Raw genomic sequence first — 16,994 nt, 5'->3', positions numbered from 1 at the left:
TTTGCATTTTAAAAATATATAAAAAATAAGCAATGAATGTAAAAATAAAATTAGAGAATACTTGTGTGTAGGAAGGAAACGTTGGTAAACACTTGTGTTTTAAGAAAATATTATTTTATTTTTTTAATAATTCTTTTATTAACAGGTTGTAATTTTAATCCTTTAGGAGGAAAAAATTCGCACGTTGATAATGAGAATGCCCCTTTTTTGTCAACTCCAAACAGTTTTACAATTACCGATACTTTAGCAACTTCCGGTCAGATATCATTAATTTGGGGGGCTGCTGATAAAGCTGATTTTTATACAGTTATGTATGGAACTTCTTCTAGAAATTATTCAAATTCACTTTCAAATTGCACTGCATTAACAGTATGTGTGATTCCAAATTTAAATAACGGAACAAGATATTATATTAAAGTAATGGCCGAAAATTTGTATGGAACTGTGAATTCTTTAAATGAAGTAGCTGCAACACCAGGGGCATTTAATTCATTGGTTGCACTTGCAGGAAATAAAGAAATTTATTTGTCTTGGACTGGTGTTGATGTCGTAAATTCTTACACCATTAGCTATGGGGTTTATCCCGGACCTTATACCAACACAATTACAGGAGTAACAAATAATTACGCCGTAATTCCGAATCTTGTGAACGGAACAACTTATCAATTTTTGATTACTGCAACAAATAGCATTGGGACAGTCATAAGCAACCAAGCCTTAGGCACTCCCACAACTCCTCCCAACGCACCTACAGGTGTTATTGCTACGGCTTTTTCTTCATCACAAATAAATTTAAGTTGGAATGCCGCTGTAGGCGTAGGAACGATAACTTATCAAGTGAATCGTTCTTTGGTTTCAGGGGGACCTTATGGTGTGATTGACTCAGGACTAAGCTCATTAACTTATTCTGATACTACGGCATTATCTGGAACAAAATATTATTATGTTGTTGTAGCAAGCAATAATGCAGGGATTTCTCCTAATTCATCAGAAGTATCGGCCACAACGCCGCCCAGTCCTCCGATGGGACTTACGGCATCGAATTTAACGATAAGTTCTGTAAACTTTAATTGGCTGCAAAATGCAGGAAATTCAACAATCACATATACTTTAAAGAGGGGTTCTGTTTCTGGAGGACCCTATTCCAATGTCACTGGTTGTTCTTTAGTAGGCGTTCTAAATTGCACAGATACTACCGTCGCAGCAGCCACTCAATATTACTATGTTCTTGTTGCGAATAATTCTACCGCAAGTTCTGGAATTTCCAGTGAGCTTTCTGTCATCACACCTCCTGCCAAACCGACAGCGCTTGCCTTTTCTTCAGTTACTTCCAGTTCCTTAAATCTTACTTGGACGGGAAGCAGTGGAACAGCAGGTTTAATTACATATGAGGTCAGTCGAACCACGCTGTCAGGTGGAAATTATTCCCTTGTTGCAGGTTGTACAGGATTAACAACAAACACATGTTCTGACTCGAGCTTAACGGCAGCCACTCAATATTATTATATTGTTACAGCAACAACTTCTGGTGGTACTTCACCTAAATCAAGTGAAGGAATGGTGACAACCTTAGCCACTCCTCCCGCGTCTTTGACTGCAACGGCAACAGCATCTAATTTTGTTACTTTAAATTGGCAAGCCAGCTCTGCCAATGTCGCTGTAACCTATGTAGTAAAACGATCAATTACCAGTGGAACGGGTTATGCTTTAATTTCAAGCGGAACTTGTAGCAGCAGTGTTTCGGGAACAAGCTGCACCGATACCAGCACGACAGCAGGGATTCAATATTATTATGTCGTAACAGCTACGGCAGGAGGGGTGACTTCTGGAAATTCGAATGAAGCTGGAGTTGTTACGCCCGTCGGATCTCCCAGTGGATTAACGGCAACCGCAGCAAGTTCCTCTTCCATAAATTTAAGTTGGACGGCAAGCACAGGAACAGCATCTCTAATTACATATAATGTTTTGCGGTCAAATACTCCGGGAAGTGATTATGCATCTTTTTCAGGAGTGTGTAGTAATTTAACTGGGGTGACTTCCTGTGTTGATTCTACAGTATCTCCAGGAACTAAATATTATTATGTTGTTACAGCTACAGCTGGCGGCACTACGACAGCAAATTCGAATGAAGCCAATGCGACAACCTACACAACAGCTCCCACAAATTTAGTGGCTTCGACGGCCTCTTTATCGACTTCGACTATCAATTTAAGTTGGAATGCCAGTCCTGGAAATGTTTCTATTACCTATACAGTGACGCGTTCCATAACGAGTGGATCGGGATATGTGGCAATAACTTCGGGTACTTGTAGTGCAGTGGTGACATCTTCTTTGACCACTTGTACCGATACAAGCGCCTCCCCCGGTGTCACTTATTATTATGTTGTTAAGGCAACAACATCGGGCGGAGTTTCTTCACCTTCTTTGGAAGCCAATGCGACAACCTATACAACCGCTCCTACAGGATTATCTACATCTTTGGCTACAACCTCTTCTTTAACTTTGAGTTGGACCGCAAGTCCAGGGACAGCTCCTATTACCTACATAGTGACGCGATCCAATACATCTGGCTCCGGATACACTGCCATAACCAATGGAAGTTGTAGTATTCCAATTACTTCACCTACATTCACTTGCACAGATACAAGCGCTTTACCTGGAACAAACTATTATTATGTCGTCACAGCATCAACAGCAGGGGGAATGTCTTCCATTTCAACGCAAGCAATAGGGACAACAAAAACAAATCCTCCTGAAAGTGTCTCTGCAACCGCTTTGAGTTCCACATCGATATCAATAACCTGGTCTGCAAGTCCAGGTAATGCGTCTTTCACCTATAATGTAATGCGTTCATCAACAATGGGAAGTAACTATGCTCCCATTTCAACAGGAACTTGCAGTAGTCCTATTTCCTCTCTCACAGTGACATGTACCGATACCAGCGCTTCCCCAGCTTCAACTTATTATTATATTGTGAATGCAACTACGGCGGGAGGAATTTCAACAAATTCAACCGAAGTCAGTGCTACCACATTTGCCGTTCCTCCTACAGGATTGACGGCATCTTCAACTGATACGGCAACAATAAATTTGACTTGGGTAGCAAGTTCGGGAAGTGCAAATATTACATATACTGTAATGAGATCAGTAACTTCAGGGTCTGGCTATAATGCTATTAGCTCTGGTACATGCAGTTTGGGTATTGTATCTCCAACTGCAACTTGTACCGACACAAGCGGATCTCCAGGTACAAAATATTATTATATTGTGAAAGCAAGTACTTCGTCAGGTGGAAATTCAGCACCTTCTAATGAAGCGAATGCAACAACTTTTACGACAGCCCCCAATCCCTTAAGCGCAATAGCATCAAGCAGCACACAAATAACATTGACGTGGGCTTTAAGTCCTGGGACGGCAGTTATCACATATCAGGTTTTAAGAAGCACAACGAGTGGCTCTGGTTATGTGGGCATTTCTTCTGGAACTTGCAGCTCTGTGATGACTTCACCTACAGCAACTTGTACGGACACAAGTGCTGCCGCTGGAACCCCTTATTATTATGTTATTACAGCTACGACATTAGGTGGGGGAACATCTTCTTTTTCGACAGAAATAGCGGCTTCAACCTTTGCCGGGGCGCCCTCAGGACTGGCTGCCACATCGGTGGGTGGTGGAAAAGTTTCTCTTACTTGGAACGCCAGTTCAGGAACTGCCGGAATTACTTATATTCTAAATCGATCCCAAACTTCTGGAGGTCCATATTCGGTTATTGAATCAAATTTAACAACGACGAGTTATACAGACACTTCAGTCTCTAATGGCGTTATTTATTATTATGTCATTCAATCCGTTACGAGTGCAGGAAATTCAGGAAATTCAAGTGAAATTTCGGTAACGCCTATAAATTCTTTTTCCGTTTTGACAAACTCCGCATCTCCCACTCAAATAAGTTTAACCTGGTCTGCTGCCACCGGAGCTACAAATTATACTGTGAAACAATCAACAACTTTGGGAGGATCTTCCAATGGCACCTCTGTGGCAAGCTGCACTTCTATTGCAACAACTTCTTGCACCATAACCAGTTTAACGAATAATACGACTTATTATTATACCGTTTTTGCTAATAATACAGGAGTAAGTTCAACTGCTTCCAATTCCACAAGTGAGATTGCAAATACTCCTTTTGCTTCGCCCTTTACAAATATTTTAGCAGGAACGAGTCAAGTAAACTTAAATTGGACCGCTGTAACAAATGCAACCAACTATACTATTTATGTTTCATCCACTTCAGGAAATGCAGTTGCAGGAAATACGATTGCTACGGGATGTAATTCTGTAACAGGACTCACGTGTACGGCTACGGGACTCACCAATGGTACAAAATATTATTTTGCCTTAGTTGCAAATTTATCCTCAGGAGGCACTTTTACAAGTGGAGAAGTTTTTGCCACTCCTATCGGCATATTTGATATTTCATCTTTAACAGCATTGAGCTCGTCTTCTGCTCAAGTCTCTTGGAGTACTGCTTTGGGGGCGACGCAATACAATGTAAAATATGGAATATCTTCGAATAGTTATACTTTTACAAATGGGCCTTTTAGCAGCTCTCCAGCTACAATATCGGGACTTTCAGCTGGTACAACTTATTATGTTCGAATGACAGCGGAAAACGGACAGGGTAGTGTAACTTCTAATTCAGAATACTCCGTTACAACAAAAACATCGCCTCCGACAAATTTATCCGCATCAGCAGCTAGCAGTTCCTTGGTCGATATTACTTGGAATGCAAGTCCTGGTAATGCTTTAATCACTTATAATGTATCAAGATCAGTTGTTTCAGGGTCGGACTATTTACCAATAAATACAGGAACATGTAGCTCTGCTATAAGTTCCCCAACATTCACTTGCAACGATACCAGTGTATTACCAGGTGTAAAATATTATTATGTCGTCACAGCTGCTATTGCGGGAATGACAACTTTAAATTCTATTGAAGCTAATGTTGTTACACCAACGACATCTCCTACGAATTTAAGTGCCGGCTCGAGCGGTGCTACGACTGCTTCACTTTCTTGGGCGGCAAGCCCAGGCTCTGAGCCCATAACCTATACTGTGGGTCGTTCTTCAGTTACGGGAGGTCCTTATACGAATGTTGTTGGTTGTATTAATATTTCTGCATTGTCGTGCACAGATACAAATGTTTCATCTGGTAATGTTTACTACTATGTAGTTACTGCAAAGAATTCAGCAGGATCTACTCTGCCCTCAACTGAGGCTTCATTAACAGGTCAGGCTGCGGCTCCAACGAATTTAACCGCCGTAGCATCAAATTCTACAACGATCAATATTTCTTGGACGGGGAGTTCGGGAACAGCTTCTATTAGTTATATAGTGACTCGTTCCACAATGTCGGGTTCTGGATATGTCCCTATTTCAAGTGGGACATGCAGCAGCGGTGTGTCATCTCCTGCAACAAGTTGTACGGATACGAGTGCCAATCCTGGGACAACTTATTATTATATTGTAAAAGCTTCTACTAATGGGGGAATCTCGGGGGCTTCGAATGAAGCCAGTGCAACGACTTACTCCACAATTCCAACCGGTGTTACGGCGACTGCCCAAAGTCCAACTAATGTCACAATCACATGGAGTGCCAGTAGTGGTCAGGCTTCAATCACATATACTGTCACGCGTTCAACAACAAATGGAAGTGGTTATGTTGCCATTTTAGCGGGAACCTGTAGCAGTTCTGTGAGTGCACTTACTTGCAGCGATGACAGTGCTGCTCCAGGTATGACTTATTATTACGTTGTGAAAGCAACGGTATCAGGGTTATCAACGCTCAATTCAAGCCAAGCAACGGCCACAACATTTACCACCCCGCCGACAAATCTTGTAGCTACAGCTGCAAATACTTCGACAATTAATTTGTCATGGACGATCAGTCCTGGTACGGCATCAATTACTTATGTTATAACGCGCTCCTTAACATCTGGTTCTGGGTATGGAACTATTTCCAGTGGTACTTGCAGCACTGCCGTAGTCTCTCCTACAGCTACTTGTTCAGATACCAGTGGCACCCCTGGCGTTAAATATTACTATATCGTAACAGCTGTTACCGCTGCAGGATCTCTAGGAACTTCTAACGAAGCATTTGCCACAACTTATACGTCGGCCCCAACAAATCTTGTAGCAACCGCTCAATCAAGTACAACAATAAATTTAACTTGGACAGCTAGCCCAGGTGATCCATCAGGTGTTACCTATACTGTAAAGCGTTCACTTACTTTAGGAACTGGATATAATGTTATTTCTTCAGGCACATGCAGTAGCTCAATATCGAGTACCTCCTGTTCAGATCAAACAGCAAGTCCTGGAACCACTTATTATTACGTTGTGAGTGCGAATACAGCTGGGGGATCGTCAGCTCCTTCTACAGCAGCGAATGCTACTACTTTTACGACAATTCCTACGGGTTTGGCGGCATCAGTAACTAGTGCCACAGTGACACTAACTTGGACTGCAAGTCCAGGAGCCTCAGTAACTTACACGGTTTTAAGATCTTCGAACAGTGGAACTGGATACATTCCCATAACCGCAGGAACATGTAGTTCTGCCGTCAGTGCAACCACATGCACGGATACGAGTGTCATATCTGGCAATATCTATTATTATGTTGTGAATGCGCAAAGTGCGGGGGTTTCCACTGGTAGTTCTGCTGAAGTAAACGCATCTGTGATTCCCAGCGCACCCACGGGTTTAACGGCAAGCGCGATAAATAATTCAACAATTAATTTGTCATGGACACAAAGCACGGGGAATTCGAACATTTCCTATGTTGTCACGCGTTCCACTACGATTGGGTCAGGCTATCTTCCTATTGCAAGCGGAAGTTGTTCAGGAACACTGACTTCTTCGACAAGCTCCTGTTCTGATATGACAGCATCTTCAGGTGTTACTTATTATTATATTTTGAAAGCTTCTAATGCAGGAGGCACTTCGGGGAGTTCTAATGAAGCCTCTGCTACAACTTTTACCACAGCACCGACAGGTTTAACGGCAACAGCCGCAACAACCACTTCTATTAATTTATCTTGGACAGCTCCTATTGGCGCTGTGACATACACTGTTCAGCGTTCTGTTACGACAGGAACAGGTTATGCTGCTCTCACAACCGGAGGATGTGGTGGCTTGGTTTCGGGAAGCAGTTGTTCCGACTCAACTGCAAATCCGGGTACGCAGTACTTCTATGTTGTTATTGCGAATAATACAGCAGGCCCATCGGGTTCTTCCAGTGAAGCGAATGCATCTACTAAAACAGCAGCTCCAACAGGTTTAACTGTAAATGTTGTAGGAACGACCTCTCTTGTTTTAGCTTGGTCCGCAAGTCCTGGGAGTTTAAGTAATACTTACACATTAATGCGTTCGAGCGTGAGTGGTGGACCTTACTCTAATGTAACAAGCTGCGTGACTATTAGCGCCCTGACTTGTACTGATTCTAACGTAACAGCAGGTACGGCCTATTATTATGTCGTGAGTGCGGCAAACTCAGCGGGGGCTTCAACAAATTCTAGTGAACTTTCTGCTGTTACGTTGTCTACAGTTCCTTCAGGATTTTCAGCGACAGCAAATGGAAGTACTGTTAATTTAAATTGGACAGCTACTTCAGGGACATCTTCACTGATAACTTATACTTTAAATCGTTCCACTGTCTCAGGTTCTTCCTATTCCACAATCTCCTCAGGCATTAGCACAACAGCATATAGTGATTCGTCTGTTACCGCAGGTACACCTTATTATTATACAGTTTTGTCAAAGACTTCAGGAGGAAATTCACTCCCTTCCTCTGAAATTTCAGTAACGCCTATTGCCTCTTTTTCAATCACAAGTATCAGTTCTTCTGCAAATCAACTGATTGTAAATTGGGGAACCGCTACGGGAGCTGCAAATTATACAGTGAAACAATCCACTTCATCAGGGGGTTCTGGTACAGGTTCTAACGTAACAGGTTGTATTGCTATTGCTACGACAACTTGTACCGTAACAGGATTAGTAAACGGTACGACTTATTATTTTACAGTATTTGCAAATAATACAGGAATAAATTCAACGGCAACAGCAAATACGGCGGAATCATCCGGAACGCCTTTTTCCAGTTCCTTAAATGTAACAGGAATTGCCTCTGCTCAAGTGTCTTTTAGTTGGAGTAGCATTACAAATACAACAAACTATAACATTAAATATTCTACAGTTTCGGGAAGTGCGGCATCGGGTACTGCTGCTACAGGATGCAGTTCACTTTCTTCTGGTATTTTAACTTGTACTGCAACGGGATTAACTAATGGAACTCTTTATTATTTTGCTTTAATTGCAAATTTATCTACCGGCGGAACTGTTCAAAGTTCAGAAGTGAGTGCCACTCCAATAGGAACATTCGATATTACTACTGCAACGGCAGCAAGTACAACTTCAGCTAATATTTCTTGGGGAGCATCTTCTGGGGCAAGCAGTTATACGATTCAGTATGGCTTGGCTTCAAATACCTATACGGGTAGTCAGGGCTCTATTACGACAACATCTGCTGTATTAACAGGATTATCTCCTGGTAATTTATATTATATTAGAGTTAAAGCAGTGAACGCTTCGGGAAATATTTCGTCTAATTCAGAAAAACAAGTCACTCTACCTACAACGGCTCCCACAGGGTTAACTTTAAGCTCTGTGAGCACTTCAGCTGCAAATTTAACATGGACCGCAAGTCCTGGTAATTCTGGCATTACCTATGTTGTTTCGCGATCTACAACTCAAGGATCAAATTATGTTGCACTTACGACGGGCGGATGTAGTGGTAATTTAGTAGCTACTTCTTGTTCTGATACAAGTGTTTCATCAGGAAATACTTATTATTACGTTGTCACTGCTTCTAATTCGACAACCCCAACGGGCAATTCAAATGAATTAGCTGTTACGACTTATCCGAGTGCTCCTACGAATTTAACGGGGGTTTCTAATAGTGCAACACAAAATCAACTCAGTTGGTCAGCAATAACAGGAAATGCTTTAGGAACAACATATTCTTTAAAAAGTTCTTTAACTTTGGGCGGTCCTTATGATCCTGTGACGGGATGTACTGCTATTACAAGTCTCACTTGTGCGGATAACAATGTGACTGCGGGTACAACATATTATTATATAATTATTGCTAATAATTCAACGGGTTCCTCTGTAAAGTCAACAGAATTTGCCTTGACTACATTTACCACTCCGCCAACGTCCCCCTTGGCATCAGTTGTAAGTAATTCACAAATTAATGTTTCATGGACGTCAAGTCCGGGCACAGCCACAATTACTTATACAGTTCTTCGTTCTATAACGCAGGGTACAGGATACAGCGTCATTACATCGGGAGGGTGTTCGGGTACGATCACCTCTCCCACGTCTACTTGCCAAGATACAAATGTCACCGCAGGAATTAAATATTATTATGTGATTCAGGTGAGCCCGGCAGCGGCAAGTTTGAATCAATCTACAGAAACTTCAGCAACAACAAAAACCACCACACCTACAAATTTAGCTGCGACAGCGAGCTCCTCTACAGAAGTTGTTATTTCATGGACAAAAAGTCCTGGAACAGCGGCAATTACATATACTGTTAAGCGGGCAAACGCTATAGCAGGACCTTTTTCTGCTATAGCAACAGGAAGTTGTAATGCCGCAGTGGTTTCTCCCATAATCACATGTACCGATGAAAGCGTAACGGCTGGAAATACTTATTATTATGTAATTACTGCGACTGTGGGAGGAAATACAACGCCACCTTCTACTGCTGTTTCAACAACAACGCCGACGGCAGCTCCGACAAACTTAGTGGCAACAGCGACAACAACCTCGCAAATGAATCTCTCTTGGACGGCGAGCCCTGGCTCCTCAACAATGACTTATGTTGTCAGTCGCTCTTTAGTGACAAAAGGTCCTTATTCTCCAATTACATCTGGAACGTGCGCGTCTCTGGTAACTTCTACTACGACTTGTACGGATACAAGTGTTGCTGCGGGCACAACTTATTACTATGTGGTGACAGCTCAAGCGGCCAGCAGTACAACATCTGCAAATTCAACAGAAGCTAATGGGACGACAACGACCACAGCGCCCACGACCGTAACAGCTACTGCCAATAGCACATCAGCTGTTACGGTAAGTTGGACGGCGAGTCCTGGTTCTGCCACTGTGACTTATAACGTGTTAAGATCTACAACCAGCGGTACAAATTATGTGGCTATTGCAACTGGTGTTTGTAGTTCGCCCATAACTTCAACGTTAAGTTGTGAAGATACGAATATTTCTCCAGGTGTAATTTATTATTATGTAGTTACGGCGCAGACGGGTACGGTTGCTTCAGGAAACTCAACTCAAGCATCTGTTATTGTTCCTACTATAGCTCCTTCAGGATTAGTTGCCACAGCCACTAGCAGTACGAATGTAAATCTTTCCTGGACAGCAAGTCCTGGTAATTCATCTATCACTTATAATGTTTTGCGTTCTTCTAATAGTAATGGCACTTATAGCGCTATTTCTTCAGGCACTTGTAATACCAGTGTTTCTACAACTACATGTACAGATACCAGCGTGACAGCAGGGAATTTATATTATTATATTGTTCAGGCTTCCAATGGCGCCGCCATTTTGAGTCCTACAGCCAATTCAAATATAGCTAATACGACAACACAAACCACAGCTCCTACAGGGTTGGTTGCAACAATATCCGGTGCAAGTTCTGTTACTTTAACCTGGAATGCCAGTCCTGGAAATGCACCTATTACTTATACTGCACAGCGTTCAACAACTACAGGATCAAATTATGGAAATATAACTCAAGGTACTTGCTCTACAGGTATTTCTTCAACAGTGACCTGTTCTGATTTAAGTCCTTCTGTTGGTTCAACGTATTATTATGTTGTAACGGCGAAAAATGCTTATCCAGTAGCAACGGGGAATTCAAATGAAGCGAGCTTATTTTTTAGCGCGCCCATAAAATCATCTTCCGATCAAGTTACCTTTACAAATGGAACTTCCTCAGGAATTATTGCGAATTCAGGGACAGTTTTAACAGGTTCGCATGGCACATGGAGTGATACGTCAAATTGTGTCAATAAATGGTATGCCAATAATTTATTAACAAATGTAACAACTTCGGCGTATACCACACAGTCCAGTGATGCTTGTCGCGTTATTTCCTATTGTGTGACTTGTACAAATCCTGTGGGATCAAATACAGCATGCAATAATGGTGTTTCTTCTAGTACCAATGGAATTGTGACGGCAAATATTTTGAGTGCATATGCAACGCGCGTGAGCTCTGTAGCAGGAAACTCTTTAACAACAGCGGGTCAAAATCAAATCAAATCATTTTTAGATAATTTAATCACAAATAATCAGAGTTTTCCTGATATTTTTTATGCTATTCAAAATAGTCAAAACGCAGGATATGGAAGTTCAAATAATACGACGATTTATGATTTATATTGTAATGCTCATAATGCCTCAATCACAAATTCGGCTTACACTTGGGATAAAAATGGAGTTTTAGGGAATTCTGCATTAGCAACTGCCCCTAATTATGGAATTGCGATTTCAAATAATTCAATTTTTTTCAATAACCAACCTTCTACCATGGTTGCTTATGCACAAACTCCTAGCTCAAGTACTTCATATAATGGGATAATAGGCTATAGTTCAAATACCTCTTCCCGATCATTTCATGGAATTGGTTACAATATAGGTTCGAATACGACTATTTTTGATGATATTGGACTTACGACAATTTCAAACTCCAATACGGGATATAATTTTGTAGGACGTTCTTTAAGTGGATCTAATATAACATATGATATTAATGGTAATATTGGAACTCCTACGGCGAATACAACAGCATTCGGTAGCGGAAATTTTATTTTAGGAAATTATCCACAAAATTCTACACAAACAAATAAAACTTTAAATGGATATCTACCTTTTGCAGCGGCATGGACTTCGCAAGCATTGACTTTTGCGCAACTTGAAACCATACGAACCGCATATACAAGCAACTTTCCCACTCCTGTTCCTTTAGCATTTACGGCAAGTGTCACAGGCACAATTTATACCTGTACTCTAAATAGTAATAATTCCTTTCCTAGTGCGGGAAGTTGTACGCAATCTTCGGGTTTTGGCAGTGGTGTCAGCATTACTTCATCGAGTACTTATTTATATGCTGTGAATTCAAGTGGGACTGTGTATTCGTGTCCGATTACAAACAATAAAATACCTACAACATCTGCGGGATGCAATTCAATAGGTGGTTTTGGTGATAGCTATCCTACAATTTTTACAGCGAACAATTATGTTTATGTTGTTTTATATAGCAATAATAAAATTTATTCTTGTCCGTTGAGCAATGGTGTTGTGCCTGGGCCAGGTGGATGCTCCCTAGCCACTGGTTTTTCAGGACCCTATGCAGGATTTGTGAGCAATGGTTATATTTATTTCGATGGATATGCAGCCTCTGGAAGTGTGTATTCATGCCCTTTGACGGGTGGTACGATTGTTCCAAATGCAGGTTCTTGTCCGAAATCATTCACCTTTACAAATGCCTGGGGATTAGCTTACAATAGAGGATTTGCTTATGTGGGTGATTATAACAATGGATATGTTTTTGCTTGCTCTTTGAGTTCTAGTACCTTTCCAAACAGTACATCTTGCTCCAAAACGACAGGATTTGGAACAATTTGGGCAATTACAAGCAATCCAAATAATAATAATGTGTATATTATTAATTCATCAGGAACTGTTTATACCTGCGCAATTGCTTCAAATGGAACCATACCAAATGCATCGGGTTGTTTAAGTGCTTCAGGATTTGGAAGTGGTTACGGTATTTCTATTTATTAAATTCAGACATAAATTTGACTATATTCAATTAAAAAGTTCTCTCTATAATTAGAAAAAGGGGGATTTATGAATAGGAAAAATTTTATTAAATCTGTTTTATTAATTTCATCTGGTGTTTCCTTAGGTGTTTCATTGACATTATTTATTCATAGCTATGATAATAATTTACCAAATAAATTAATTATTAAAAATTTAGTTTCTGTAAATGGCAAAGTATGGACTACGGCCGATTTACCAGATGATCTTCTAGTGGAATACTATAATATTGAAAATAGCATATACAATTCACAAAAATATTTTGCTGAACAATTGGGATTAAGAATTGAATTAGCATCTGAAAAGGGAAAAATCGCAAATAAAGAAAACATTCCTAAACTATCTGATCTTTTTGTCAATTCAAAAGTAAATGATTCAGAAATCAGGAAATATTATGATGACATGATCCATAAAATGGGAGCTAATGTCTTTGCAGGGCAAAGTTTTGAAAAATTAAAACCGCAAATAGCCTACCAACTGACTCATGAAAAAATAAACGAAATGTCTAAAAATAAAATTGGTGAGCTTACAAATTCAGGTAAATTTAAAGTTCTTTTAAGTGCTCCCCTTGGTGCCCCCATTAGTCTTGATACATCGATTTTTCCAAAAAGAGGTAATGAAAATAATAACATCACATTTGTAAGTGTTGTGGATTATATGGATCCAAAAAGTAGAGAAATAGAACCAAAAATTGAAGAATTATATAAAAAATTTTCATCAAAAATAAATTTTATAAATATCCCATATTCCCAGTTCCAGAATAGTATAAATGGTTTTTTTGCAAAAGGTGCCTATTGTGCGAAAGAACAAGGACAGGAACAATTTTGGAATTTTAATAATTTATCATTCAAAAAATCACTTCCAAGTGCTGATGAACAGCGTATATTGAATGACTCGGCTAAGATGAATGCAGAAGTGATCCAAGTTGCCAAGTCAGCACATTTAGACATTGATAAATTTAGTTCATGTTTAAATTCAAATAATATAAGGATTGAGCTTCAAAATGTTCAGAATAAATTATATGCATCGGGTGAATTTAAAGGAGCTCCCAGCTTTTATATAAATAAACGCTCAGTCCGTGTTTCTTTACAAGAATTAGAAAATACTCTGAAAGATGAAGTTAAATGATAAAATTCTATTGATTTCCAAGTTCAATTGAAATTTGACCCATAATACCATATTCAATAATATTTGATTTTACATTTGGTGCGATGATATTTCTGTTTGAATAGTAGAGCCTGCCTCCTATATCAAAAGCAGAATTTTGTTGTGAAACTTTTATAGCACCTTCATATCCTAGTCCAAAATTATTAATTTGATAACTTAAGGGGGAGGATAAAATAAATGCACCTTCCGCCTGTGCTTTTAAGTTTTTTTCTGTAAAAAATGTGTAACCAACTAAAAATTTTAGATCTGAAATATATACTGATTGATCTTGCATTGTATTATATCCTACAGATTGATAAACAATTTCTTGATCTAAAGACATTTCAGCGCGTAAATAAATATTCATTGGTGTCTGATATTCTGCTCCAAAATGGCCTTCAAATAAATAAAATTGTCTATTTGGCATGATATAAATTGGCGATTGCATCATATCTAAATACAATACACCACCACCGATAAATGTAATAAAATTATCTTGCCAATTATGAATATGATCGACTAATATGCTTGGGCTTGCTACCGAATTAAGAGCATAAGTAGAATTTCGTTGTAAATTGGTTTCTTTTAATGTCAAATATCTCACACCAAGTGTTGTCCTCAAACTACTTGGTAAATGTTCTCCTAAGTGACTTTGAATCGAAATTTCATTTGAATTATGAGATTTCCCTCCTTTTGTTTTAGCAATAACAACATAATAATATTTTTCTTCAGGATTTATATTTAGGTCGGCATATTCACTAGTAGTAATTTCCGATTCTATAGTTTCATATTCTCCACAACTAATTTGAGAACGTCTGACTTCATATTTAATATCAGTATTTGAAGGAACATCATCCCAATTTAAAATAATTTGGTTTTTATCTAAGACTCCCCTAAGATTTTTGGGAGCATTAGGTGCTGTTATTATAGAAACAACTTCAGAGTCAGATTTTTTTCCTGCATTATTTATTGCTGTCACATAGTAATAAATTTTCATTCCTGGTTTAGCATTGGTATCGACAAACGAATTTTTCCTATAAGTTTCTCCTGCTTTTTTGAAATTTTTATCATTTTCAAAAGAAGTCATGATTTCATATGTCGTATCAGATTCATTAATTGATTTTTTCCATTCAATAATGACTTCATTATTAAATGTTAACTTAGCAAAAATACTATGGGGTTTTTCAGGATTCATTATAATTGAGACGATGTTTGAATCGGTAAATCCTGAAGATTCGTAATGTGTTCTTAACTTATAAAAATATTTAAATCCTTTTTGTGCTGAAAAATCAATATATTCATTTTCATTGATATTTTTATCTAATGATTCAAAATTTTCTTTATTTGCGAGTGATCTAAATATTTCATATTTAATAGGAATATTTCCCTTAGATTTATCCCAGAATAAAGTCAAAATATTATCTTCGAATTTAATTTTAAGATTTGTATTCAATAAAGGAGTATTAATAAAAGCTTCATTTGATAATTCTGATTCTCCAGATGAATTAAATGCTATAATTTGATAGCAATAAACGCTTCCTTTTTGAATTTCTTGATCTTTAAATTTCGTAATTGATATGTTTTCAGCAATTTTTGTGTAATCTTTGCCACATGAGTCTGATCTCATTACTGTAAATTTTAAGCCGCCTTTATTTTTAGGATCTTTAAAAGTGCTCCACTCTAATAATGCATAATTTTTAACCAATTTTGCAGATAGTTTTATGGTATTGAATCCTGAAGTAATGGAAATTTCCTCAGAACGAGTTACTTTATTTGGAAATTCATGTATTACAAGAGTATAGTAATACTTTGTATTTGGCATTACATTTTGATCAATATAACTATTCTTTGTTAAATTTTTGGCAATTGAAAAATATTTATTTTTGCTTTCTAATGAGCGTTTTATTTCATAGCTAAATTTATTTTTTGATTCGTATCCATCCCATTTTAAAACAACATTTCCTTTTTCTAAATGTGCTGAAAATTTTTGAATCATACTTAGTTTTAATTTTTTATCATTTTCTTCTTTTTCTCGAGAAAATCTTTCAATTTCAATTTCTTCTTTCTTTTTTGTTAAATCAAGTTCAGATTTTTTTTGCAACTCATCAAATGTTATTTGATTATCAATATTATTTATTTCGTTTATATTTGTACCCCTTTTAATAATCTTAATGTTGTTCTTTTGACTGTCAGAGAGACTGAGGAGTACATTAATTTTAATAGGTAAAATTATGAATTCATTTGGATAAATGAGATCTCCATGAGTTTTTCGTTTTTTTGGATTTAAATCTAATGTTTTTGATAACTTTCCATATTTTCCATAGATAGGAGATGATTTAAAGGCTTGTAAAAGCATACTAATCATATCATTTTTTTGGACTTTATAAATGATATAAACTAGGTCTTCATTTAACTCTTTATTTTGATAATTGATAAATGATGAGCTAAATTCATAATTTTTTCTTTCATAATTGTTACTTTTCTTTAGTGATTTTGGTAATGTTATGATTTCTCCAGGGTAAATGAGGTTTCCTTTTCCTAAATGTTTTGTTGGATTTAGTTTTAAAAATTTTTCAAGTGAACCATTTTTCCCATAGATAGGTACAAGTTCATGGTAGTATAAAATATTTTCTAAAATATCATATTTTTCAACTTTATATTTTATATATTCTCCATCATTTGAAAAACAAAAATTATGAATGATGGTCATAAATGCTATTAAAAACATTTTTGCAATATCATTAAATAAATTTTTATAATTCTGTTTAAGCAAAATTCAAATTTCCTATCAAAACTTACAAAATTATATCTTTTAAATTTATCGGCTTTTAAAAATTTACTTTTATTTTTCTTTCTTTATAGAATTTAGTTTAAATGACAAGGGA

At 37.9% G+C, this 16,994-nt stretch carries 3 protein-coding genes; 2 read left to right on the top strand and 1 reads right to left on the bottom strand.

The window, feature by feature from the left end:
- Window positions 1-81: 81 nt before the first annotated feature.
- Window positions 82-12,927 carry a beta strand repeat-containing protein gene (locus AXG55_RS07595; RefSeq protein WP_148697524.1) on the top strand — a complete coding sequence of 4,282 codons (12,846 nt, stop codon included), beginning with the start codon at window positions 82-84 and terminating at the stop codon, window positions 12,925-12,927.
- A gap of 66 nt (window positions 12,928-12,993) precedes the next feature.
- Window positions 12,994-14,091 (top strand): DsbA family protein, encoded by a 1,098-nt coding sequence (locus tag AXG55_RS07590; protein ID WP_148697523.1) that lies wholly within the window; start codon window positions 12,994-12,996, stop codon window positions 14,089-14,091.
- A gap of 7 nt (window positions 14,092-14,098) precedes the next feature.
- Here the strand turns inward: AXG55_RS07590 and AXG55_RS07585 are convergent, their stop codons facing one another.
- Window positions 14,099-16,882 (bottom strand): hypothetical protein, encoded by a 2,784-nt coding sequence (locus AXG55_RS07585; RefSeq protein ID WP_148697522.1) that lies wholly within the window; start codon window positions 16,880-16,882, stop codon window positions 14,099-14,101.
- Window positions 16,883-16,994: the final 112 nt, after the last annotated feature.

This window comes from Silvanigrella aquatica (genome assembly GCF_001907975.1).
Classification (GTDB): domain Bacteria; phylum Bdellovibrionota_B; class Oligoflexia; order Silvanigrellales; family Silvanigrellaceae; genus Silvanigrella; species Silvanigrella aquatica.
Note: the sequence above shows the minus strand (reverse complement) of the source record. Positions and strands in the feature narration are given on the sequence as shown.

Excerpts from the sequence above, each read along its gene's own strand:
- AXG55_RS07590 (WP_148697523.1), top strand. The coding sequence starts at position 12,994 with ATGAATAGGAAAAATTTTATTAAATCTGTTTTATTAATTTCATCTGGT.